This is a genomic window from Paenimyroides ceti (assembly GCF_030409925.1).
In genome coordinates, this window is record NZ_JAUFQU010000009.1 from 1 (window position 1) to 22,141 (window position 22,141).

Here is a 22,141-nt window from a genome sequence, read left to right on the forward strand (position 1 = left end):
AACCGGGCGTATGGGTGTATTCAATATAGGGACGAAATATCAGTGTTAAATTAATAATGAATTTCTGATTCGATATTATTGAGTGAAAGATTTAAAAGAAACGCTAGCAGGAAATGTAACTGACACTATAATGCTCATGGAATAAAAATAAATGGCGGATAAGAGAAACTTATCTGCCATTTATTTCAAAAAAAACGAACCGGTTTGAAAAATACCATTATCTTTGCAATAGTTTTTTTTGTTTTTTACATGTTAAAAAGGATAAACATATTAATGATTATATGCTTATTGGGCTTTTTTATAATCCCAATGCAATCCTATGCGTGTAAATCGCATTCCAAAGAAATTGTTATCAAGGAGAAGTCATGTTGCAGTGCCAACAAGCAGCATCATTCAGAAGATCAATGTGAGAAAGACTGCTGTAAGTCTAAGGATGACACGAGCAATGAATGCTCTGGAAATTGTGGACCTACGTCCTGCCACAGCTCTTCTAATAGTTTTTCTGCAACACCCCCATTTTTTAGGAACGCTCAAAATCCTGTTTTTTCTAAAAGTAAAAAATCATACCCTTTATACAAAGAACCCTTTTATTCTACAGGGGAATCTTCCATTTGGCAACCGCCTAAAATAAGTTAAATTAGTACTGTATAGCCATAGGTGTGCGAAATCGGTTGATTTTGCACCTATCCGCAATACATGTTTTATTAAAAGCCAGATCTGGCTTTTGATTATTTACCATTTTTAATACTTAATAAGGTTCCAAATGAAATCAATATCAAAAATATTGATGGTAATCACCGTATTACTATCCGCAGCAAACAGCTTTGCGCAAAACCAGAACGAGCAACATCACAACCATGGTGGAACAGCTCAAGCAAAGAATATTCCATCACAAAATTTATCACAATTACATGCCGTATTTGACAAGTATTTTTCCATAAAAGATGCTTTGGTAAACGCAGATGTAAATATAGCATCTTCAAATGCTACTGAATTAGCCACAGTTATTAAAACAGTGGATATGGGTGAACTTTCTCCCAAAGAGCATACCGTATGGATGAAGGTCATGAAGGAACTGTCTTTAAACACAGAAAACATCTCGAAATCGAAAGACGTCGTAAAGCAACGGAGGGCATTTGCCCTACTTTCTAAGAATGTCTATGAATTGGCAAACGCATCAAAGCAAAAAACAACTATGTACTACCAAAACTGCCCGATGTACAACGATGGCAAAGGTGCAACTTGGTTAAGTAAAAGTACGGATATCAAAAACCCGTATTACGGTTCAAAAATGCTGACCTGCGGTAGTACTATTGAAAAATTAAATTAGTCAGCCATTATGAGATGTCTATTGATTGGGATCGTTACTTCTATTGTAGTCATATTTAGTTCATGCAACAATAACCCTACACTAAAGGTGCAAGACAATACATATACTTCAAAAAGCTCAAATACAAATACCCGTGACCACAATGCCTTTGAAATGGGCGATGTAGTTCCGTCGGAAGAGGTATGCATGGTCAACAATGAATACATGGGCAAAAAACAATTTGAGGTAAATTTTGAAGGAAAAATATATTACGGATGTTGCCAGATGTGTAAAGAACGTATTCCAAAAGATCCTTCTACACGCGTTGCCATAGATCCATTTTCCAAAAAGCAGATAGATAAAGCGACTGCTATAATAGCAATTACGGGCAACAACGGGGAAGTATCATATTTTGAAAATAATACTACATATACAAATTACATAAATCAATTTTAATTATTAAAAACAGAAATCATGACAATGAAACATTTATTTGTAGGCTTACTAGCCTCATCCGTATTGACCTTGGCAGCATGCAATGGCGCTTCTGAGAAAAAATCAGAAAGCGACGTCCATACTGAAACAACGGTATCCAACGAAAGCAACGCTGCAAGCGACCAGGGAACTTTTTCGGAACTTTTTTCCCATTACGAGCACCTGACTTTTGCTTTGTCTTCCAATAATGATAAAGAAGCCGCAAATGCAGCTAAAGGCATGCTGGAAGCACTCCCCAAGATTAATACCGAGGGCTTTAGTGCAGAACAGAAAAGCACCTTCGATGACATCGCTGCTGATATTCAGGAACATTCGGAGCACATAGGTGATAACATAGGCAATATCGCTCATCAAAGAGAACATTTAGTGATCCTGAGCAAGGATTTTTACGATATCGCAAAAGAATTCGGCACCGAAAAGCCCATGTACAAGATTTTTTGCTCGATGTACGATGACAACAAAGGAGCATACTGGCTAAGCGACAGCAAAGAGGTCAAAAACCCTTACTATGGTGAAGATATGCTAACATGTGGTGAAGTTCAGGAAGAACTGAAGTAAAAACTCTGATTAAGATTTGAAATTCAAATATCAGGTACCGGTCGATTTCTGTAGGCTGGTATCTGATATTAAAATGTAAACAATGTATATGTTATGCTTAACAAAATTATCAAATATTTTTTGGAGAACCGAGTAATAACACTGTTATTACTTGTGGTTGTCCTTATATGGGGGCTGATTACAGCGCCCTTTAATTGGCATCAAAATGCGTTGCCGAGCGATCCTGTGCCGGTCGATGCGATTCCGAACATTGGGGAGAACCAGCAAATTGTGGCGACCGAATGGATGGGGAGGTCTCCCAAAGATATACAGGAACAGATTACCTATCCACTCACGACCTCCTTACTGGGCATCCCCGGCGTAAAAACAATCCGGAGCAGTTCGATGTTCGGCATGTCCTTCCTCTATGTCATTTTTGAAGAGGATGTTGAGTTTTATTGGAGCCGTTCCCGTATTCTGGAAAAACTGAATTCATTGCCTGCCGGCACATTACCATCCGATGTAACGCCCACGCTCGGGCCGGATGCCACTGCTTTGGGGCAGGTCTTTTGGTATACACTGGAGGGACGCAATCCCGAAACCGGAAAACCTACAGGAGGCTGGGACCCCGATGAGCTGCGCACGATTCAAGATTTCTATGCCAAATATAATTTGGCAGCATCGGAAGGGGTTTCCGAAGTGGCTTCCATCGGAGGTTTCGTAAAAGAATACCAAGTCGATATCAATCCAGATGCGATGCGCGCATACAATGTATCCGTAATGGATATCATGTCGGCTATCCAAAACAGCAACCTGGATATCGGTGCAGAGACGATCGAAATAAACAAAGCGGAATATCTGGTGCGTGGATTGGGCTACCTTAAAAGTGTCCAGGATCTGGAAGATGCCGTAGTGGCTGTGCGCAATAATGTTCCCGTAAAGATAAAAGACGTTGGGTTTGTCAATTTGGGACCCTCCACCCGACGCGGTGGATTGGATAAGGAAGGCGTGGAAGCAGTTGGCGGTGTAGTAGTTGCCCGGCATGGAACCAACCCCATGGAGGTCATCAATAATGTCAAGGCGAAGATCAAAGACATGGAGGCAGGTCTCCCCCAAAAAACATTAGAGGATGGGACTATTTCAAAAGTCACCGTCGTTCCCTTCTATGACCGTTCGGGTTTGATCCAGGAAACCATCGGAACGCTGGAAAATGCTTTAGCACACGAAATACTGATCTCTATTATCGTTGTCATCGTTTTGGTAATCAACCTGCGTGCATCGATTCTTATATCCAGTATCTTGCCCATTGGCGTATTGGCGACCTTTATCATCATGAAACAAATGGGGGTCGAGGCGAATATTGTTGCCCTTTCGGGTATCGCCATTGCCATTGGGGTTATGGTGGATGTGGGGATCGTCTTTATCGAAAGCATACTACGCCATATGGATGAAGAAAAAGCCAAGGGTGTTGAGAGTCGGGGGAAAGCCTTTGTAAACTTGATTTCCACCGCTGTTGCGGAAGTGTCGGGTGCTTTGTCAACGGCAATGCTCACCACGATCATCAGCTTTTTACCTGTTTTTATGATGGAAGCACAAGAAGGTAAGTTGTTCGGTCCCTTGGCATACACCAAAACCTTTGCTTTGGTTTCAGCCTTTGTGTTAGGCATTATTATCTTGCCAACACTGGCTTATTATATATTTTCAATCCGTATCAATGGGAGTAAAGTTCGCCGGATAGCCAACTACGTTTTGGTAGTTGCCGGTATCGCTCTTTGGATCTATACAGGTGTTTTTGTCGCGTTCGCATTGACTTTGATCGGAGTCAACAACCTGTTTACACCAAGATGGAAAGGAGAAAAAATTGCCAACTACGTTAATGTAGCTATCACACTTTTTGTAGCGATGTATTACCTGACGGTTGAGTGGCTGCCACTCGGCACGCAGGCAAGCACCACACTTAACTTTGTGTTCGTATTCTTTGCCATTGGTTCCATCCTGGGAATGTTATGGGCATTGGTGATCTATTATGAACAGATCCTGCGTTGGTCACTTTCCAACCGGTGGAAATTCATGGCCATCCCTATCATTACTTTATTATTCGGAATGTTAGCATGGATGGGCGTAGAGAAGAGTTTTGGTTTTGTTGCAAATGGCTTCGAAAAGACAGGTTGGAAATCATTTCGGGAGACTGCCTTCTGGCAAAAATCCACCGAAACATTTCCCGGTATCGGGGAGGAATTTATGCCAAGCCTCAATGAAGGTTCTTTCCTTTTGATGCCCACCAGTATGCCGCATACTGGGATTGAACAAAACCTGCAATTGATCAGAACACTTGATAAACGTATTCAAAACATACCGGAAGTCGAACTTATCGTAGGAAAATGGGGCCGTGTGAATTCTGCACTTGATCCGGCTCCTACACAGATGTTTGAAAATACGATCAATTATATCCCGGAATTTTATCTGGATGAAGACGGGCATCGTGAAAGGTTCAAGGTAAACAGTTCCGGAGAATTCGTGTTGAAAGGTGACAAGACCTATGCTGTTTCCGATGGTTTCCGTTCCATACCACGGGACAGTCTGATTGAAGATAAAAGCGGAAAATTTTTCCGCAGATGGCGTCCTGAAATTAAAAAGGCCGACGATATATGGCAAGAGATCGTCAATGTTTCCCATCTGCCCGGATTGACTTCCGCTCCTAAGTTGCAACCGATAGAAGCGAGAATGGTAATGCTTTCTACGGGAATGAGGGCTCCGATGGGGCTAAAGGTTTCGGGTCCGGATCTGGAGTCGATTGAAATCGGTGGCAAGGCCTTGGAAGCAGCCTTAAAGGATGTTCCATCTGTTATGCCATCGACCGTTTTCTACGACAGGGCTGTTGGCGCACCCTATATCGAAATCCATCTGAACCGGGATAGAATGGCCAGATACGGTATTACCGTTGCCGAGCTTCAGGAAGTAATCAGTGCGGCAGTCGGCGGTATGACGTTGACCACTACAGTCGAAGGCCGGGAACGGTTTCCCGTTCGCCTGCGCTACCCACGAGAATTACGGGATGACCCGGATGCGTTGCGAAAAATAATCATTCCGACAGCTACAGGAGCTCAGATTCCATTGGGGGATGTGGTGGATGTTGAATATGCCAAGGGCGCTCAGATGATCCAAAGTGAAAATACCTTTTTGTTGGGTTATGTAATCTTTGATAAAAAAAGTGGCATAGCGGAAGTCGACGTAGTATACGAAGCGGATCAACTCCTAAAGGAAAAAATAGCGTCTGGAGAACTGGATTTACCCAACGGGGTGACGTATAAGTTTGCCGGAAATTATGAACAGCAAGAACGTGCCGCAAAAAGGCTAATGCTTATTATACCACTGAGTTTGTTAGCCATTTTAGTAATTCTCTACTTTCAGTTCCGAACGGTTACAGCATCGTTAATTCATTTTTCCGGTGTTTTTGTAGCACTTGCAGGTGGCTTTATTTTATTATGGCTTTACGGGCAGCCCTGGTTTATGGACTTCTCTGTCGGAGGGACAAATATGAGGGATCTGTTCCAGATGCACAGCATCAATCTCAGCATTGCCGTTTGGGTAGGATTTATCGCCCTGTTCGGACTGGCGACGAGTGATGGTGTATTAATGGGAACATACATCCACGATACATTTGAAGCACGGAACCCCAGAACAAAAGATGAAATACGGGAAGCAGTCATATACGCAGGCTTAAAGCGTGTCAGACCGGCAGCGATGACCACTGCTACAGCACTGATCGCCTTACTGCCTGTCCTGACCTCTACCGGTAAAGGTGCGGAAATCATGGTACCAATGGCCATCCCGACTTTCGGCGGCATGCTGATCCAATCCATGACCATGTTTGTGGTTCCAGTATTCCAGTGCTGGTGGAGGGAATCTGCCACTAAAAAAGAAAATAGAAAAAATAATAAAAATATAGCGAATGAAAACGAATAAGATAAATCGGTATATAACCGTGGCTGTATTAACAAGCTTAAGCATTTTTTCGCAAGCTTTAGCCCAAGACTACCCCACCGATTCGCTGTCCTATTATATACAAGTCGCAATCGAAAATAATCCGGGTGTAAAATCACAAAAGTATGCGCATGAGGCATACCTTGAAAAAATTCCGCAAGCCGGAGCATACCAAGACCCCGAATTGTCCATGGAAGCATATACGATGCCTATGGAAATTATAGGAGGGCGTTCTATTGGAAATGTGAGCTTGATGCAAATGTTTCCATGGTTCGGCACGAGAAAAGCAGCTCGCACAGAGGCTACACATATGGCCAATATGCAAGATCAACAGTATCGGGAAGCCATAAATAATCTGATCCTTCAGGTCAGCACACAGTGGTACACGATGCAAAAATTGAACGAGCAACTCAAGAATAATCAGGAAAACCAAGTGTTTCTAAAACAATTGGAACAATTGGCAATACGGAAATTCTCTGCGCCCTCAAGCACCTCACAATCAAGTGTAGCACCCGTCGTAAGCAGTAATACGCCTTCCTCACCAACCAGATCTAGTGCTTCATCGGGTATGGGAGGGATGAGTATGGGAGGAGGCAATTCAGCTCCTGCTACTAATCAGAATATGAGTATGCCGTCCGGTGGTGGCATGGGAGCAATGGAAGGTGGCTCCGGATCGGGTATGTCAGAGGTGCTTCGTATCCAATTGGAAATTGTCGAAATTGAAAATAACATTGAAAGTTTACATGCTCAGATTAAAGCCGAAAAAGCAAAATTCAATGCATTGTTGAATCGGGAAGCAACTGAAAAGGTCATGCTGGGACAAGAGATCCACAAGCTGAATTTTTTATATAGCGAGGAAGAGGCACTAAGGGTTATTGAGGCAAACAACCCCATGCTTGAAATGATTGCCGAAGAAGGCTTGGCATTTAAGGCAAAAGCGGAAATGGATCGGAAAATGAGTTATCCCATGATTGGTATCGGTGTGGAATACATGGTTGTGGGAAGGACGAATAATTCAATGCTGGCCATGGACGGGATGAACGGTAAGGATATGGTCATGCCTATGGTTTCAGTGAGCCTGCCACTCTTCCGTAAAAAATACAATGCCCAGCAAAACGAAAGCAGGCTATGGCGAAAATCAAGCGAAGAGAACTTTAAAAACACCTTCAACACTTTGAAAAGCGAGTTTTACAGTCTCAAAAGCCAACTGGATGATGCTCAGCGTGCCATCGAGCTGTACGAAAAACAAACTACGCTCGCCCAAACGACATATAACCTGATCGTAAAAGAGTTCGTTACAGGCAAAAGTGACTTGACCAACGTTATTCAGGTGCAGCGGCAATTATTGGATTATCAGCTTAGGAAAGCTGAGGCCCTTGCAAACTATAATACGATGGTTGTGTCAATAAAAAAATTATTGGCAGACCATAAATAATGCAATTATTTTAAAATTATTAGCAATGAATAAACTGAAAAATATTTTTAGAAATAAGGCGGTAACTTACGGGGTTATATTATTGTCCGGATTACTGCTTGGCTGGACGATATTTGGCGGGAATTCGTCCCATGATCATGGGCATGATCTTGAAATGGAAGTGACCGAGGAAGGTGAAACCGTTTGGACATGCTCTATGCACCCCCAGATCAGAATGGACAAACCGGGTAAATGCCCTTTATGTGCAATGGATTTAATCCCATTGAAATCTTCCGGAGGAGGTGATGACGTGATTGACGATGACGCTATCCTGATGTCCGAAGAGGCCATCGCATTAGCGAATATACAGACTTCGGTTGTCGGTCATCAAGATGCTGTCAAAGATGTGCAGCTATACGGAACCGTTCAGGTAGATGAGCGTTTACAACAATCCCAAACATCGCATGTTAATGGACGTATTGAAAACCTCTACGTAACTTTTACTGGCGAATCCGTGAAAGAAGGTCAACTGATAGCCAAGATTTATTCGCCTGATCTGTTGACCGCACAACAGGAATTATTGGAAGCCGCAAAATTGCAGGATATCCAACCGGTATTGCTTGATGCTGCAAAAGAAAAGCTGCGTTTATGGAAGGTGTCAGAAAATCAGATAAGTGAAATCCTTGCATCTAACAGCGTTTCACCTTATGTAAATATATACGCAAATACAAGCGGTGTTGTCACATCAAAAAATGTAAACCAAGGAGATTATATCAACCAAGGAAGCGTATTATACACTATTTCAAACCTTTCAAAGTTATGGGTGATTTTTGATGCTTATGAAACCGACTTACCTTTTTTGAAAGTTGGGGATCAATTGGAATATACTTTACAGAGTGTGCCCGGAAAAGTATATAAAGGGCGGATAGCCTTTATTAATCCAATCATTGATGCTAGCTCGAGAACTGCAAAGGTTAGGGTTGAAGCCGATAATATAGACCGTAATCTAAAACCAGAGATGTATGCTACAGGACGTACTTCAGCTCCTTTGAAAGGAAAGGGTAAAGAGATAGTCATTCCCAAGTCGGCGGTTTTATGGACAGGGAAGCGCTCCATAGTTTACGTAAAACAGCCAAATACATCCACGCCTGCTTTTAAACTTCGGGAGATCGTCTTGGGCCCCTCATTGGGCGACCAATATGTTGTTATGTCGGGGCTGGAAAATGGCGAGGAAATCGTGACCAAGGGAGCTTTCACCGTTGATGCAAGTGCCCAGCTGGAAGGTAAAATCAGTATGATGAATAACGATGGCGCAGCATCGGCTGCCGGACATCAGCATGGCGATGCTCAAACCAATGTCAATAAGACCCATGATATGTTGAAAGTATCAGGAAATTGTGAAATGTGCAAAAGCCGGATTGAGAAAGCGGCGAAAAGTGTCAAGGGGGTGATTTCCGCAAACTGGGATGTTAATGCCAAAGTTATCCATTTGGATTTCGATTCAAAAGTAACCTCAAAAAGTGCCATAAGCAAAGCTATTGCTAATGTTGGTCACGATACAGAGCTGGACAAGGCTCCCAAGGCGGTTTATGACGGACTGCCGAGCTGTTGTCTGTATGACCGGAGATAATGGTACTTGATTAATATTAGATCATGAAAAAAAACCGAAAACGAACGAAAGCATACAAAGTAATTTTAACAGTTCTGTTAAGTGTGTTTGTGTTAATGCAATTTATAACCCCCCAAAGGAACCTATCGCCGGTTCCTGCGGGTCAGGTTTTCGTTGATTCATTTAAGGTCGATGCAAAAGTTAATGCAATCCTGTCGGTATCATGCTATGACTGCCATAGCAACAATACCCAATACCCTTGGTACACCAATGTTCAGCCTTTGGGTTGGTTCATGGCAGATCATATAACCAAAGGAAAAGAGAAATTGAACTTTGATGATTTGCCAAATTATAGCCCGAGAAGGATAAACTCAAAGTTCGCGCAGATTGTTGAGCAGATCGAGAAAGGTAAAATGCCGTTGAGGTCATATATGTGGATGCACAATGGTGCACGATTAAACAAAGAGGAGCAACAACTGTTGATTAATTACTTTGATAAGCAATTAAATATAAAATAGTTATGAAAACGCCATCACACCAGCCGGAGAATCATGAGAGCATGAACAACGGATCAACAACTCCAAAAATAGAACATAAGAATTCACATCATTCAGGGAGCTATAAAAAACTTTTATGGATGATGCTTATTTCTTTTGTACTCATGTTTTTCCTTATGTACGCGATGATAGATCAGTTGACAAACATGGTTTTTAATATCAATCAATTTTACATGGCAGGACTAATGGCTTCTCCGATGCTTATTGTGGAGTTGGTTTTGATGGCTAAGATGTATCCTGACAAGAAGCTTAATTCAATTCTAATTTTAGTAGGATTCGGCACCGCATTAGCATTCTTTGTCAGTATAAGAAAACAAACCGCTGTGGGGGATATACAGTTTCTTAAATCAATGATCCCACATCATGCTGGAGCTATTTTAATGGTCGAAGAAAGCAAACTGGAAGATCCGGAAGTAAAAAAACTGGCAGAAGAAATAATTTCTGCTCAAAATCGAGAGATTGAATTCATGAAAGCTAAAATTAAACAGCTGGAAAACAACGAATATCAAAAAGATGGAGCTTTGAAATAAAGCAATCGATATCCATTATAATCAAAAATTTTCAGCAATTTAAAATACTAACTCAAAAGAGAAGAGAAATGAAGAAAATAGCAGTAATAGGATATGGAGTCATCGGCAAAAGGATAGCCGATGCTATAGTAAAACAAAATGATATGACCTTAGTAGGGGTATGCGATGTCGTTAGTGATTGGCGAATTCAAAATGCTGTAAACAAAGGCTATGCTATTTATGCATCGACACCAGAAGCCGAAAAAGAAATGAACGCCTGCGGAATTTCAGTAAAAGGTAGAATTGCTGAACTTCTCACCAAAGTAGATTTGGTGGTAGATTGCACCCCTAAAAAGGTGGCAGCCAAAAATGTGCAGGCCTATAAGGAAAGAGGAATAAAGTTTATCGTTCAGGGTGGTGAAAAGCATGAAGTAACCCGACATTCTTTCAGTGCCGAAAATAATTACCAATCGGCATTAAATTTAGATGCTACGAGGGTGGTTTCCTGTAATACCACCTCGATCTTAAGAACACTCACCGCCTTAAAGAAAGCGGGTTTACTTGATTATGCCAGAGGAACACTCTTAAGACGAGCCACCGATCCTTGGGAAAGTCATTTGGGCGGTATCATGAACACTATGGTACCCGAAAGAGAAATTCCAAGTCATCAGGGACCGGATGCACAAAGTGTAGATCCTGACCTGAATGTTATTACCTCAGCTATAAAGGTTCCGCAAACCCTTAGCCATCTGCACTACTGGAACATAAAAATGACCAAAGCAGCTTGCAAAGAAGAGGTTTTGGAAGCTTTTAGAACATCATCTCGAATTAGACTGATCCAATACGATCAGGGATTGGTTTCAAACAACACGATAAAAGAGATGTTCCTGGATATGGGAAGACCTTGGGGCGATATGTATGAGGTCGCCCTCTGGGAAGATATGCTGAAGGTGCAGGGTGATGAACTTTTTTATGCCTATGTGGTAGATAATCAGGCTATCGTAATTCCTGAAACCATTGATGCGATAAGAGCACTGACAGGGATTGAACCCAGTGCTGAACAGTCGATTATCAGGACAAACAAAAGCCTTGGAATTAATTAAAGAACAGGTATTATGGACATGTATAAAAATATTGTTGGTCATTTAGGCGACAACGCCTCTTATTATTTAGATCATATTAGTAAAAAGATTACGAAGGATAAATTGCATTTACCTGATAATAGTTCCATTGATAAGGTATTTGTGAATAGTAACCGTAACTTACAGGTATTACGAAGTCTCTCTCAACTTTATAACCACGGAAATCTTGGCGGAACTGGATACCTGAGTATCCTTCCTGTTGATCAAGGTATTGAACATAGCGCAGCTTTTTCGTTTCATAAAAACCCCGATTATTTTGATCCTGAAAATATCATCAGGCTCGCCGTTGAATCAGGATGCAATGCCGTAGCATCAACCTTCGGTGGACTTGGTCTTTACGCCAGAAAGTACGCACATAAAATCCCTTTTATTGTCAAGATCAATCATAACGAGCTCTTGACCTATCCGAACACTTATAATCAGACCTTGTTTGGAACGGTTAAGGAAGCGTGGGATATGGGTGTCGTGGCGATTGGCACTACAATTTATTTTGGCTCTCATGAAAGTGATCGGCAAATAAAGGAAATAGCAGAAACCTTTGCGGAAGCACATGGTTTAGGAATGGCAACTATCCTTTGGTGTTATACCCGCAACGAAGCATTCGAAACCGATGAAAATGATTATCACAGTTCAGCGGATCTGACCGGGCAGGCCAACCATTTAGGGGTAACAATACAAGCAGATATCATAAAACAAAAATTACCGGACGCTAATTATGGTTTTAAGAACCTGCAATTTGGCAAATATAACGATGAGATGTACGATATTCTTACAACGGATCACCCTATTGATCTTTGCAGATTTCAGGTTACCAACTGTTATATGGGAAAAATTGGACTCGTCAATTCCGGGGGTGGTTCAAAAGGAGCATCAGATATCGTTGACGCTGTCACGACATCAGTAATTAACAAACGTGCAGGAGGTTCGGGATTGATATTGGGAAGAAAAGCTTTTCAAAGACCTTTTAGTGAGGGGGTCGAACTATTACAAACTGTCCAGCAAGTATATTTGGAAGATAAGATTACGGTTGCATAAGTTTTGACCCAAATGCTCATCTTCATCCAGAAAACCTAAACAGGAATGATGAAAACAGTAAAAATAAAAAAATACTCAGGGGAATTGCAGGATTTCGATATGAACAAGCTTATTAATTCTCTTCGGCGATCGCAAGCAGATGAGAATCTCGTCCAGCATGTGGCTCGTAATATCGTGGATCAAGTTGAAGAAGGGATGACCACCAAAAAGATCTATCAGATGGCTTTTAATATGCTGAAAAGCAGATCCCGGATAAGTGCTTCAAAATATAATCTGAAGAAGTCCCTGATGGAATTAGGTTCAACGGGCTTTCCTTTTGAAAAATTGGTAGGTAAACTGATGGAATTCGAAGGTTTTAATACTCAGGTTGGTGTTATTGTTCAGGGGGACTGTGTTTCACACGAAATAGATGTGATCGCAGAAAAGGAGAACAACCATTATATGATTGAATGTAAATATCACAATAGTCAAGGACGATTCTGTAATGTAAAGACCCCGCTATATGTTCAATCGAGGTTCGTGGACGTAAAGCAACGATGGAAGAGTCAAGTTGGACATGACACTAAACTCCACCGGGGAGGGCTTTATACCAATACCCGTTTCACCACCGATGCAATTCAGTATGGAACCTGCGTTGATTTAATGCTTGTTAGCTGGGATTATCCCCCGCAAAATTCATTGAAGGCGAGAATTGATAAAGCTGGTCTGTATCCTCTAACAGCATTGGCTACTCTCACTAAAACTGAAAAAAGACAGCTGTTGGACAAAGGAATCGTACTTTGCAAAGAAGTATACGAAAATCCAATCTTGTTAGAGCAATTGGGGATAAATGAGTCAAGGCAGAGGAAAATCTTAGATGATTCCCTAAAATTATGTAGCGCCATTAACACTTTAATATAATGTACAACTGTTATTTTAAACTCTAAATCATATAATATGAAAAGATACACATGTCCCATGCACCCGCAGGTGATGAAGGACGAACCAGGGAAATGTCCGCTTTGCGGAATGGATTTAGTTCCGATGGGAGGAGCAAAAAAAGAAGCTCACAGCCATCACGGACACCACCAACATCACGACCACAAAGAACATTCGCATCATAGTGAAAACCATAATCATCATTCCGATAGTGGCTACGACAAACACGAAGGACATCACACCCACGATTTCCTCAAACGTTTTTGGGTAAGTTTAATCATTACCGTTCCCGTTTTACTCTTATCGGAAATGATACAGCATTGGTTCGGTTTTACGATTGCTTTTCCGGGAGATAAATATGTACTGCTGACATTGGGAACTATCATTTACATCTATGGCGGAATGCCTTTCCTGAAAGGAATGGTAGGCGAAATCAAAGCCAAAGCCATCGGTATGATGACCTTGGTAGCCATCGCTATTTCGGTTGCTTACATCTATTCAGTTGCCGTTGTTTTTGGATTGCCCGGTATGGATTTCTTTTGGGAATTGGCAACCCTTATCGTGATTATGCTTTTGGGGCATTGGTTAGAAATGCGTTCTACAATGGCGGCTTCAAAAGCCTTACAGTCTTTAGTCGCTCTATTACCAAACGATGTTACGGTGGAACGACACGGAGAAGCTTTGAAAATAAAACTCGAAGACCTAAAAAACGGTGAAACCATTATCATCAAACCCGGTGAAAAAATTCCTGCCGATGGAACCATTGTCGATGGAGTTTCTTATGTGAACGAAAGTATGCTCACAGGCGAAAGTGTTCCGGTGAAGAAAGAAAAGGACGGAAAAGTAATTGCAGGTTCTATCAATGGTGAAGGTGCTTTGCGGGTTACGGCAACCGGAGTGGGCAAAGACAGTTACCTCAATAAGGTAATCAATTTAGTTCAGGATGCACAAGCAGCAAAATCGAATACGCAAAACCTTGCCGATAAAGTAGCCAAATGGCTCACTTATATCGCTATTGCGGTTGGGGTTATCACCTTTATTTATTGGTTTGGCAGTAGCGGAGATATTGCGTTTGCATTGGAAAGAATGGTTACGGTAATGGTTACGGCTTGTCCCCACGCCTTGGGTGTGGCTATTCCGCTGGTGGTTGCCATTTCTACAACGCTTTCGGCAACCAATGGTTTACTTATTCGCAACCGCACCGCATTTGAGACCACACGCAACTTATCCACCATTATTTTTGACAAAACAGGAACGCTTACCAAAGGTTCTCACGCAGTGGAAAAAGTTATCCCATTAACCGATAAATATGCTGCCGATGAAATGATACAATATGCAGCAGCCGTTCAGCAATATTCCGAACACCACATTGCAAAAGGTATTTTAAAAACGTTGAAAGAAAGAAACCTTGAACTATGGAAGTCGGAAAACTTCAGCTATATGGCAGGTATAGGTGTAAAAGCAGTTGTAAACGGAAAAGAAGTTGTAGCGGCAGGACCTAATTATTTCAAGCAGAACAACCTTACAGAACCCGAAACTCCAAAAGAAATCAATCAAAGCATTGAAACAGTCAATTATGTTTTTATTGACGGTGAAGTCATCGGTATTATCACGTTGGCAGACAGTATTCGTGAGGGTTCGCAAGAAGCCATTGACCAGTTAAAAAAGATGAACATCAAATCCATTTTGCTTACAGGCGACAATGAGAAAATTGCAAAAGCGGTTTCTGAACAATTAGGAATGGACGGTTATATCGCCAATGTATTGCCTCACGAAAAACAGGAAAAAGTAAAGGAATATCAAGCCAAAGGTGAAGTGGTTGCGATGACCGGCGATGGCGTGAATGATGCACCTGCATTAGCACAGGCAGATGTAGGTATAGCAGTAGGTTCGGGTACGGATGTAGCAGCCGAAACAGCCGATATTATTCTGGTAAACAGCGACCCAAGAGATGTAGTAAAAATGATTGACTTCGGTAAACGGACATATAAAAAGATGGTGCAAAATCTGCTTTGGGCAGTTGGCTACAATGTGATAGCCATTCCGCTTGCAGCAGGTGTGCTTTATCCGGATTTCGTTCTAAGTCCTGCAATGGGTGCGGTTTTGATGAGTGTAAGTACAATTGTGGTTGCGATTAATGCAAGCCTCTTAAAATTAAAACCGCTAAAATGATGGAGGTAATCAATCTCTTGTCGAATATAACAAAAACAATATGTTATGAGATATAATTTAATAATGCTACTTATGCTTATTACGATAAGCAGTAGCGCGCAGTCAGCACATTCAACCCATAAGCATAAAATGGATAATCCACAAGTAAATGTAAATGAGGAGGAAAAGGAACAACAAAAGGTATACACCTGTCCAATGCATCCAGAAATACTCTCCGATAAACCGGGAAACTGTCCCAAATGCGGGATGAAACTTGTCCCTAAAAAAATGGAGGGTAACGAAAGCCACGGAGAGATGAATATGAACAAGCAAGCTCATGAAAATGTTCCAATGCTTCCAGAGAAGATAATTGGTGGCGGGAAGGTTGTAAAATACCACTTATATGTAAAAGACACCATTGTTACCTATGGCGGAAAATCCAAAAGAGCTATTGCAGTTAATGGACAGATACCGATGCCCACATTGACGTTTACTGAAGGGGACACGGCAGAGATTATGGTGCACAACCTGATGGACGAAGCCACATCCCTGCATTGGCATGGTGTAATGCTGCCCAACAAAGAAGATGGTGTTCCTTGGTTGACCCAAAAGCCCATTGAGCCAAATTCTACCTATACGTATCACTTTCCGATAATCCAACATGGTACGCATTGGTACCATTCGCATTCCGGCATGCAGGAACAGATAGGTATGTATGGTTCTTTCATAATGAATAAACGTGAGGATGATCCCACATTCAGGAAAGGTATTGATGATCTACCTACAGTTCCTTTGATTTTAAGTGAGTGGACCAATTTAAATCCAGATAACGTCCACCGGATGCTTCATAATGCCAATGACTGGTTTGCAATTAAGAAAGGGACAACCCAAAGTTATCTGGAAGCTATAAAAGAAGGACATTTTAAAACGAAAGTTACAAACGAGTGGAAACGTATGCTTGCGATGGATGTCAGTGATGTTTATTATGATAAATTTTTGATCAACGGCGCAGATGGGCAGCAACTCTCACAATTTAAGGCGGGAGACAAAGTTCGGTTGAGGATCGCTAATGGTGGTGCTTCATCCTATTTTTGGATCAATTACGCAGGTGGAAAGATTACCGTCGTTGCCAGTGACGGGAATGATGTCGAACCGGTTGAAGTGGATAGGCTAATCGTGGGTGTTTCGGAAACTTACGATATCATAGTTACCATTCCTGAGCTAAATAATTCCTATGAGCTATTGGTTACCCCTGAAGATCGCACCGAATCTGCATCGATTTATATCGGAGAAGGAACGAAAGTACCACATCCCCCACTTCCGAAACTTAAATACTTTGAGGGCATGAAGATGATGAATGACATGATGAAAATGAACGGGGACATGAAGGACATGGGGATGAAAATGAGTCTCCAAAAGATGGACATGAATTCGGTAATGTATCCCGAGATCACAGGTGATAAAAATGGTAATAAAGCGATGGATAAAATGGAAATGGACTCCTCAATGGATCACTCAGCTCATGATATGTCAAGTTCTGACATCGTTACATTAAATTACGACATGCTTAAATCACCATACAATACCGAACTGTTAAAAGATCAACCGGTAAAAGAAGTGACCTTTACGCTCACAGGGAACATGAACAGGTATGTCTGGAGCATGGACAACAAGGTTCTTTCCGAAGTGGATAAGATTCCTGTCAAGAAAGGAGAAATTCTCAGGATTAAACTGTTCAACAATTCCATGATGCGGCATCCAATGCATCTCCACGGATTTGATTTCCGTGTCCTAAATAGTAATGGAATACAGTCCCCGCTAAAGAATGTCATTGACATCATGCCTATGGAAACGAATATCATTGAGTTTGCTGCCAATACCGAAGGTGACTGGTTCTTCCATTGTCATATTATGTATCATATGATGGCAGGTATGAACCGAGTTTTTGCAGTAGGTGATTATCAAAACCCAAACCTGCCTAACAAAGAAAAAGCATATAAAAAACTGCAAAAAGAGAGCAATGGATGGCATTTTATGGCTGAGAACGACTTTGCTACAAATGGTAACGACGGACAGGCAATGCTTCAAAATACACGCTGGAAACTTAGTACCGAATGGAGATTAGGTTATAATAATCGCCATGGATATGAAACTGAAACGCACTTCGGTCGATATATCGGAAAGATGCAGTGGTTTATGCCTTTTGTAGGTTTCGATTGGAGATATCGGGAATTTGGCAGCCATGAGATTGAAAAGAATATGTTCGGACAGAAAAACACGAAAAATAAAAGAGCCAAACTAAGTGCAGGTTTCGTTTACACTTTACCTATGCTGGTCGATTTTCAAGCCGAGGTATATACAGATGGCATTGTTCGTCTCCAATTAGGAAGAGAGGACATCCCATTGACACCCAGATTGAGAGGGGCATTTATGGTAAATACAGACAAAGAGTATATGGGCGGTCTGAAATACATATTGACCAGAAATATTGCGGCGACTACCCATTATGATAGCGATATGGGTTGGGGATTTGGATTGAATTTGTCCTATTAAGTCTGACTTTCTATGAGGTCGGATTTAGAATCCGACCCCTTTTAATGAATTAAAAATGTTGTTTAATGAACAATTATTACAAGGAAATAATAAAGAAACTAGAAAATGAAATAAAAGAGGTGTCTCTTGAACTGGATGGTTCCATAGCTTTGTATGAAGTTATTATTGAATTGATATTATCGATACTTTCGGAAATAAAGGAATATATACTAAAAAATGGCTTTGAAAGTATAGATGGAGAGATCCACTTTTTCAAATATCAAAAACCAGTCATTGTTGCAAAACTCATTTACTATAACGCTATCTATAAAATAGAGACAAAAAAACCTTATGGAGAGAAGCAAGTAAAGAAATACCTTAACAAGGAACAGAAAAAACTCAAAAAGTTCTTTGACAACAATATTGATTTTTACAAGTATTACCGTAGTGGCAACTCTTTTCTCGATGAGAATTTCTTTGTACGTGGAAAACACGATATAAGGTTGTGGTTGGATACGTTTTATTTTGAAGCAGACCACCGTTTTTGTACTTCTCATGATTATAAAGTCGCCAAAATAATCGCCAATGATTTGATACAGGTTTACCTTGAAGACCAGCTCAATAGCAATCAGGAAAAAGCGTTTGATAACTCTTCGCTCAATTGGACAGGAAGTAAAACGGCATTGACCGAACTGATTTATGCCCTGAATTCCCACGGTGTATTCAATAATGGAAATGCAGACATAAGATTGATTGCCAAAACATTTGAAAGCACCCTTAATATTGACTTGGGCGATTTCTATCATACATTTATGGAACTAAAATCCCGAAAAATAAACCAAACTAAATTCCTTGATAGTCTGCGGGATGCCCTGATAAAGAAAATGGACGAACAGGACGAAAGATAATGAACACAATTACAGTACTCCCCGTGGGATATGTACACTTTTAGTCCGAACGATACTTTCAGACACCTTTGGAGTTTCTGTATGCTTTTCCGCTTGTTCTTCGGGTTCTTCTTTCGCTTTTGTCATAGACAGCTGTATCTTCCGCTCCACGGAAGCCAGCTCCGTTTTGAGTTCACTCAACCGGTGTTCTTTGCTCCACGTACCATTCAGCACTTCCTGAAGAACAGGTACATCTTTTTGTATTTCAGTAATTTTCTTTTGCTCCTGCTCAATATAGACAGGTAGCTTTTCCAATGCATTGAGGAATTCATAGATGCCAGTTTCTCATCTTTGGCGATGATACCGTTGTTATAGGTGTATTTGATATTGCCCTCACCTTTGGTTTTGCTCCAATAACGGTGTACTTCCGGATCAGAACCAACAAAAAACATACCTTTTGTCAGAAATATCTATTTTTCTGATGAGAAGTCTTTCTGTTTCAATAATGGTTTCCATACTATTTTTAGGATGAAGTGTATCAAAAATAACAGAAAGTTTTGGGCTATCAAAGTTTTTTAAAATTTCAGAAACCATTCTTCTCCAAAACCATAGTTTCGGATACCCTACAAATGCCATAATCAATGTCATTGGCACTATCACCAACAAGGTATTTACATATTTATAATATTTTTTATCCATCTTTTTATTTTTAAGATTAATACTGCTGCAAATTTCAGCAGATGTTCTGTCTAATTCTTTGACTTAGGTCAATAAATGCAAAAAAAATATACGTGCCTTTACGAAAGCTTTTTTGACATGAGAATTCCTGTTCTTTTTAAAGAAGTATCTTTGAAAAATCTTTTATTAAAAAAACATCTACAATAATGGCCGACAGACAAAAAATGCCCATTGACAAAGTTGTGTACCCAATTCAGAAATTTATTCAGCAGGAAAAAGCCGGAGGAATTGTTTTAGGTATCAGCGTTATTATTGCGTTATTTCTTGCTAATTCTTCTTTTTCCGAAGCCTATCATCATTTTTTTGAACATAAACTGGGGTTTCAGTTCGACGGAGTTTCTTATCTGGAATATAGTCTGCATCACTGGATTAATGACGGATTGATGGCGGTTTTTTTCTTTGTTGTCGCCTTGAACTTAAAGAGAGATTGTTGGAGGCGAGTTGTCTAATCCGCGTAAAGCACATTTACCGATCGGAGCTGCTTTGGGCGGGATGCTGGTACCCGCAGCTATTTATATTATTATTCAATCCTGCCGGAGAAGTTCACAGCGGATGGGGTATTCCGATGGCTACAGATATTGCTTTTGCATTAGTGTTTTGTTTTTATTAGGAAATAAAATACCGCTGTCTTTAAAAATTTTTTAACGGCTCTCGCTATCGTTGATGATCTTGGAGCTGTTCTCGTCATTGCATTTTTTATACATCTGATATTTCTATGCTGAGTTTGAGCATTGGTCTCGGCTTTGTCTTATTAATGTATATCGGTAATAAAATTGTATCCGTAGTATTCTTTTTTATGCCATTATCGGTATTGCCGGAGTATGGACCGCTTTTTTACTATCAGGTGTTCATGCTACTATTGCAGCTGTTTTAGCTGCCTTACTATTCCTGCTGATGTTAAAATAAAAGAAAACCCTATAACAACAAAGTTCAGGAGTATCTTAAAAGATTAAAAATATCGATCCCAACGACCATACTCCTACTCTTACAGCCGAACAGCTCCATATACTCGAAGATATAAAAGTACATACGAATGAAGCTATCCCTCCGCTGCAAAGACTGGAACATGCCATGCATCCGCTGGTTACTTTTATTATTATTCCTGTTTTGCTCTTGCCAATGCCGGAGTATCTGTTGCTATTGATTTAGAACAGTTGTTTAGTACACATATTACCTTAGGGGTATTTCTTGGTTTATTGATCGGTAAGGTCGCCGGTGTGGTTGGATTTACATTGCTTTTAGTAAAAATGAAAGTAGCCCCTTTCCCGGAAGGAATGAATTTCAGAAATTTGTTTAGGACTCGGTTTTTATAGCCTCTATAGGCTTTACATTGTCTTTATTTATTACTTCTTTGGCGTTCACAGAAGAAGTATATATGGTTCAGGCTAAAATTGGTATTTTTGCCGCTTCTATAATTGGTGGTATTCTCGGCTATATTATTCTGAATAAAAATAAAGTTAAATAGTTTATAACGATATGTTTTAGTGTAGCGATTCCATTGTTTTCATATATGGACTTTCTTCCCTACAGGATTATGTATTATTGTTTATACCTATTAAAAAACAAAACCTGATTCACGATCAGGTTTTATATGTGTTTCCGGCAACTTCAAATAAATTTAAGGGGCTCTGTCTAAAAGAATAGGTCCTAACGGTAAACTAAAAAGTTTCTGAGAAGGCGTGTACATCGAAGCATCTCCATATATGCGATAGTTGCCATTGCTGATGTTTAACAATATAACTTTCCTGACCATTCAAATTTGTTTTCTGCATTTCATAACTGCATAATACCTGACGGTAATAATCATTTATAAAGCCTTTAAAGGTATAGGTCGCATCATAATAAAAAACCATAAGAGACAAAATTAAGATCGTAGTTATTGATAACCGGTATTGTTTTGAGGAATAATTAAATTTAAATTATCATGCAATACCACTCCGTTTTTAACCAGTTTGTATTTTATAATAATAATATCGTCATAATCATAATAAGTATCCCCCATTCTGTAGAGTTCTTTATCTCTTTTTTCAATTTTTAATTCCAATAGGAGATCCGGAGTCTGATATCGCCAGCTGCCAACCACCTGATTCCGAATATTTCCTACATCTTTAGCATAGTTACCTTTCGTACTATAATTATCATCTGTAGTTGATAAAACCTGATTTGTAACAGTCAAGACAGGGTACTGCTGACTATATGCCTGTAACATACAACAGAGTATGATAAGATTTATAAACTGTTTTAAACTTTTCATGATATTCTATATTTATTTATTGACTAATCTTTTTTTAGTCCTTGTTGCTATGAAGATAAAAAACCTGATA

25 protein-coding genes and 3 pseudogenes are annotated in these 22,141 nt (G+C 40.4%); 21 read left to right on the top strand and 7 right to left on the bottom strand.

Annotated features, from left to right (window positions below):
* Positions 1-319 precede the first annotated feature (319 nt).
* The 6 genes and pseudogenes from QW060_RS17865 to QW060_RS17890 all read left to right on the top strand — a co-directional run.
* Complete coding sequence (locus QW060_RS17865) at positions 320-631, top strand: hypothetical protein (RefSeq protein ID WP_002993211.1); 312 nt, start codon at positions 320-322, stop codon at positions 629-631.
* A 132-nt stretch (positions 632-763) separates the two neighbouring features.
* Entirely contained in the window at positions 764-1,330 is a 567-nt protein-coding gene (locus QW060_RS17870) for a DUF3347 domain-containing protein (RefSeq protein ID WP_232046363.1), read from the top strand.
* A 9-nt stretch (positions 1,331-1,339) separates the two neighbouring features.
* Positions 1,340-1,765, top strand: coding sequence for a hypothetical protein (locus QW060_RS17875; RefSeq protein WP_002993214.1), 426 nt, complete (start codon positions 1,340-1,342; stop codon positions 1,763-1,765).
* Between the two features lie 18 nt (positions 1,766-1,783).
* Entirely contained in the window at positions 1,784-2,362 is a 579-nt protein-coding gene (locus tag QW060_RS17880; protein WP_290363291.1) for a DUF3347 domain-containing protein, read from the top strand.
* 93 nt (positions 2,363-2,455) lie between these two features.
* Positions 2,456-6,307, top strand: coding sequence for an efflux RND transporter permease subunit (locus QW060_RS17885; RefSeq protein ID WP_290363290.1), 3,852 nt, complete (start codon positions 2,456-2,458; stop codon positions 6,305-6,307).
* Positions 6,294-6,746: pseudogene (locus QW060_RS17890) on the top strand (TolC family protein); the annotation flags it as partial. The gene QW060_RS17885 and the pseudogene QW060_RS17890, both read left to right, overlap by 14 nt.
* On the opposite strand, the gene QW060_RS17895 reads toward QW060_RS17890, so the two are convergent.
* Complete coding sequence (locus tag QW060_RS17895) at positions 6,746-6,922, bottom strand: hypothetical protein (protein WP_290364797.1); 177 nt, start codon at positions 6,920-6,922, stop codon at positions 6,746-6,748. The pseudogene QW060_RS17890 and the gene QW060_RS17895 overlap by 1 nt on opposite strands.
* 31 nt (positions 6,923-6,953) lie before the next feature.
* Here QW060_RS17895 and QW060_RS17900 point away from each other — a divergent pair, with 31 nt between their 5' ends.
* The 10 genes from QW060_RS17900 to QW060_RS17945 all read left to right on the top strand — a co-directional run bounded on the left by QW060_RS17900 (position 6,954) and on the right by QW060_RS17945 (position 19,100).
* On the top strand, positions 6,954-7,760 hold the full coding sequence (locus tag QW060_RS17900; RefSeq protein WP_290364738.1) for a TolC family protein: 807 nt from the start codon (positions 6,954-6,956) through the stop codon (positions 7,758-7,760).
* A 25-nt stretch (positions 7,761-7,785) separates the two neighbouring features.
* Entirely contained in the window at positions 7,786-9,369 is a 1,584-nt protein-coding gene (locus QW060_RS17905) for an efflux RND transporter periplasmic adaptor subunit (protein WP_290363289.1), read from the top strand.
* A gap of 23 nt (positions 9,370-9,392) precedes the next feature.
* Positions 9,393-9,866, top strand: coding sequence for a heme-binding domain-containing protein (locus QW060_RS17910; RefSeq protein WP_290363288.1), 474 nt, complete (start codon positions 9,393-9,395; stop codon positions 9,864-9,866).
* Positions 9,867-9,868: 2 nt separating this feature from the next.
* Entirely contained in the window at positions 9,869-10,435 is a 567-nt protein-coding gene (locus tag QW060_RS17915; protein ID WP_214649527.1) for a DUF305 domain-containing protein, read from the top strand.
* Between the two features lie 68 nt (positions 10,436-10,503).
* The gene (locus QW060_RS17920; protein WP_091097028.1) at positions 10,504-11,517 is read left to right on the top strand and encodes a type II glyceraldehyde-3-phosphate dehydrogenase; all 1,014 of its coding nucleotides are present in this window, start codon (positions 10,504-10,506) and stop codon (positions 11,515-11,517) included.
* A 12-nt stretch (positions 11,518-11,529) separates the two neighbouring features.
* Positions 11,530-12,591 (top strand): class I fructose-bisphosphate aldolase, encoded by a 1,062-nt coding sequence (locus QW060_RS17925; RefSeq protein ID WP_290363287.1) that lies wholly within the window; start codon positions 11,530-11,532, stop codon positions 12,589-12,591.
* A 45-nt stretch (positions 12,592-12,636) separates the two neighbouring features.
* On the top strand, positions 12,637-13,491 hold the full coding sequence (locus tag QW060_RS17930) for a restriction endonuclease (RefSeq protein WP_091097024.1): 855 nt from the start codon (positions 12,637-12,639) through the stop codon (positions 13,489-13,491).
* Between the two features lie 36 nt (positions 13,492-13,527).
* Positions 13,528-15,681: a heavy metal translocating P-type ATPase gene (locus QW060_RS17935; protein ID WP_091097022.1), complete on the top strand. Its 2,154-nt coding sequence runs from the start codon at positions 13,528-13,530 to the stop codon at positions 15,679-15,681.
* 63 nt (positions 15,682-15,744) lie between these two features.
* Positions 15,745-18,213, top strand: a complete 2,469-nt coding sequence (locus tag QW060_RS17940; RefSeq protein ID WP_397386092.1) for a multicopper oxidase domain-containing protein — start codon at positions 15,745-15,747, stop codon at positions 18,211-18,213.
* Between the two features lie 65 nt (positions 18,214-18,278).
* The gene (locus tag QW060_RS17945; RefSeq protein ID WP_286651219.1) at positions 18,279-19,100 is read left to right on the top strand and encodes an RteC domain-containing protein; all 822 of its coding nucleotides are present in this window, start codon (positions 18,279-18,281) and stop codon (positions 19,098-19,100) included.
* 9 nt (positions 19,101-19,109) lie between these two features.
* Here QW060_RS17945 and QW060_RS17950 read toward each other — a convergent pair whose 3' ends face one another.
* From QW060_RS17950 to QW060_RS17955, 3 genes are read right to left on the bottom strand one after another with little or no spacing between them, the layout of a single operon-like run.
* Positions 19,110-19,394 (bottom strand): hypothetical protein, encoded by a 285-nt coding sequence (locus QW060_RS17950; protein WP_317623192.1) that lies wholly within the window; start codon positions 19,392-19,394, stop codon positions 19,110-19,112.
* Positions 19,307-19,531 carry a hypothetical protein gene (locus QW060_RS28065; RefSeq protein ID WP_317623193.1) on the bottom strand — a complete coding sequence of 75 codons (225 nt, stop codon included), beginning with the start codon at positions 19,529-19,531 and terminating at the stop codon, positions 19,307-19,309. The genes QW060_RS17950 and QW060_RS28065 overlap by 88 nt, the downstream gene beginning before the upstream one ends.
* Positions 19,512-19,778, bottom strand: coding sequence for a hypothetical protein (locus QW060_RS17955; protein ID WP_290364856.1), 267 nt, complete (start codon positions 19,776-19,778; stop codon positions 19,512-19,514). The genes QW060_RS28065 and QW060_RS17955 overlap by 20 nt, the downstream gene beginning before the upstream one ends.
* Before the next feature lie 203 nt (positions 19,779-19,981).
* Between QW060_RS17955 and QW060_RS17960 the strand changes: the two are divergent.
* The 3 genes and pseudogenes from QW060_RS17960 to QW060_RS17965 all read left to right on the top strand — a co-directional run.
* Positions 19,982-20,349 (top strand): annotated as a pseudogene (locus QW060_RS17960) (Na+/H+ antiporter NhaA); the annotation flags it as partial.
* A pseudogene (locus tag QW060_RS28535) lies at positions 20,259-20,539 on the top strand (Na+/H+ antiporter NhaA). The pseudogenes QW060_RS17960 and QW060_RS28535, both read left to right, overlap by 91 nt.
* Before the next feature lie 88 nt (positions 20,540-20,627).
* Positions 20,628-20,723 carry a hypothetical protein gene (locus QW060_RS17965; RefSeq protein WP_290364882.1) on the top strand — a complete coding sequence of 32 codons (96 nt, stop codon included), beginning with the start codon at positions 20,628-20,630 and terminating at the stop codon, positions 20,721-20,723.
* A 35-nt stretch (positions 20,724-20,758) separates the two neighbouring features.
* On the opposite strand, the gene QW060_RS17970 is transcribed toward QW060_RS17965, so the two are convergent.
* Positions 20,759-20,890: a hypothetical protein gene (locus tag QW060_RS17970; protein ID WP_290364857.1), complete on the bottom strand. Its 132-nt coding sequence runs from the start codon at positions 20,888-20,890 to the stop codon at positions 20,759-20,761.
* Positions 20,891-20,971: 81 nt separating this feature from the next.
* Between QW060_RS17970 and QW060_RS17975 the strand changes: the two genes are divergently transcribed.
* A complete protein-coding gene (locus QW060_RS17975) occupies positions 20,972-21,130 on the top strand; it encodes a Na+/H+ antiporter NhaA (RefSeq protein WP_290364858.1) in 159 nt (52 codons plus the stop codon).
* A gap of 17 nt (positions 21,131-21,147) precedes the next feature.
* Positions 21,148-21,282 carry a Na+/H+ antiporter NhaA gene (locus QW060_RS17980; protein ID WP_290364859.1) on the top strand — a complete coding sequence of 45 codons (135 nt, stop codon included), beginning with the start codon at positions 21,148-21,150 and terminating at the stop codon, positions 21,280-21,282.
* Between the two features lie 193 nt (positions 21,283-21,475).
* On the opposite strand, the gene QW060_RS17985 is transcribed toward QW060_RS17980, so the two are convergent.
* Both QW060_RS17985 and QW060_RS17990 read right to left on the bottom strand, forming a co-directional pair.
* Positions 21,476-21,670 (bottom strand): hypothetical protein, encoded by a 195-nt coding sequence (locus tag QW060_RS17985; RefSeq protein ID WP_290364860.1) that lies wholly within the window; start codon positions 21,668-21,670, stop codon positions 21,476-21,478.
* 23 nt (positions 21,671-21,693) lie between these two features.
* Positions 21,694-22,071 (bottom strand): DUF6705 family protein, encoded by a 378-nt coding sequence (locus QW060_RS17990; protein WP_290364861.1) that lies wholly within the window; start codon positions 22,069-22,071, stop codon positions 21,694-21,696.
* Positions 22,072-22,141 lie beyond the last annotated feature (70 nt).

Excerpts from the sequence above, each read along its gene's own strand:
- QW060_RS17865 (WP_002993211.1), top strand. The coding sequence starts at position 320 with ATGCGTGTAAATCGCATTCCAAAGAAATTGTTATCAAGGAGAAGTCAT.
- QW060_RS17870 (WP_232046363.1), top strand. The coding sequence starts at position 764 with ATGAAATCAATATCAAAAATATTGATGGTAATCACCGTATTACTATCC.
- QW060_RS17875 (WP_002993214.1), top strand. The coding sequence starts at position 1,340 with ATGAGATGTCTATTGATTGGGATCGTTACTTCTATTGTAGTCATATTT.
- QW060_RS17880 (WP_290363291.1), top strand. The coding sequence starts at position 1,784 with ATGACAATGAAACATTTATTTGTAGGCTTACTAGCCTCATCCGTATTG.
- QW060_RS17885 (WP_290363290.1), top strand. The coding sequence starts at position 2,456 with ATGCTTAACAAAATTATCAAATATTTTTTGGAGAACCGAGTAATAACA.
- QW060_RS17900 (WP_290364738.1), top strand. The coding sequence starts at position 6,954 with ATGCCGTCCGGTGGTGGCATGGGAGCAATGGAAGGTGGCTCCGGATCG.
- QW060_RS17905 (WP_290363289.1), top strand. The coding sequence starts at position 7,786 with ATGAATAAACTGAAAAATATTTTTAGAAATAAGGCGGTAACTTACGGG.
- QW060_RS17910 (WP_290363288.1), top strand. The coding sequence starts at position 9,393 with ATGAAAAAAAACCGAAAACGAACGAAAGCATACAAAGTAATTTTAACA.
- QW060_RS17915 (WP_214649527.1), top strand. The coding sequence starts at position 9,869 with ATGAAAACGCCATCACACCAGCCGGAGAATCATGAGAGCATGAACAAC.
- QW060_RS17920 (WP_091097028.1), top strand. The coding sequence starts at position 10,504 with ATGAAGAAAATAGCAGTAATAGGATATGGAGTCATCGGCAAAAGGATA.
- QW060_RS17925 (WP_290363287.1), top strand. The coding sequence starts at position 11,530 with ATGGACATGTATAAAAATATTGTTGGTCATTTAGGCGACAACGCCTCT.
- QW060_RS17930 (WP_091097024.1), top strand. The coding sequence starts at position 12,637 with ATGATGAAAACAGTAAAAATAAAAAAATACTCAGGGGAATTGCAGGAT.
- QW060_RS17935 (WP_091097022.1), top strand. The coding sequence starts at position 13,528 with ATGAAAAGATACACATGTCCCATGCACCCGCAGGTGATGAAGGACGAA.
- QW060_RS17940 (WP_397386092.1), top strand. The coding sequence starts at position 15,745 with ATGCTACTTATGCTTATTACGATAAGCAGTAGCGCGCAGTCAGCACAT.
- QW060_RS17945 (WP_286651219.1), top strand. The coding sequence starts at position 18,279 with ATGAACAATTATTACAAGGAAATAATAAAGAAACTAGAAAATGAAATA.
- QW060_RS28065 (WP_317623193.1), bottom strand. The coding sequence starts at position 19,531 with ATGTTTTTTGTTGGTTCTGATCCGGAAGTACACCGTTATTGGAGCAAA.
- QW060_RS17955 (WP_290364856.1), bottom strand. The coding sequence starts at position 19,778 with ATGGATAAAAAATATTATAAATATGTAAATACCTTGTTGGTGATAGTG.
- QW060_RS17970 (WP_290364857.1), bottom strand. The coding sequence starts at position 20,890 with ATGGCATGTTCCAGTCTTTGCAGCGGAGGGATAGCTTCATTCGTATGT.
- QW060_RS17985 (WP_290364860.1), bottom strand. The coding sequence starts at position 21,670 with ATGGTTTTTTATTATGATGCGACCTATACCTTTAAAGGCTTTATAAAT.
- QW060_RS17990 (WP_290364861.1), bottom strand. The coding sequence starts at position 22,071 with ATGAAAAGTTTAAAACAGTTTATAAATCTTATCATACTCTGTTGTATG.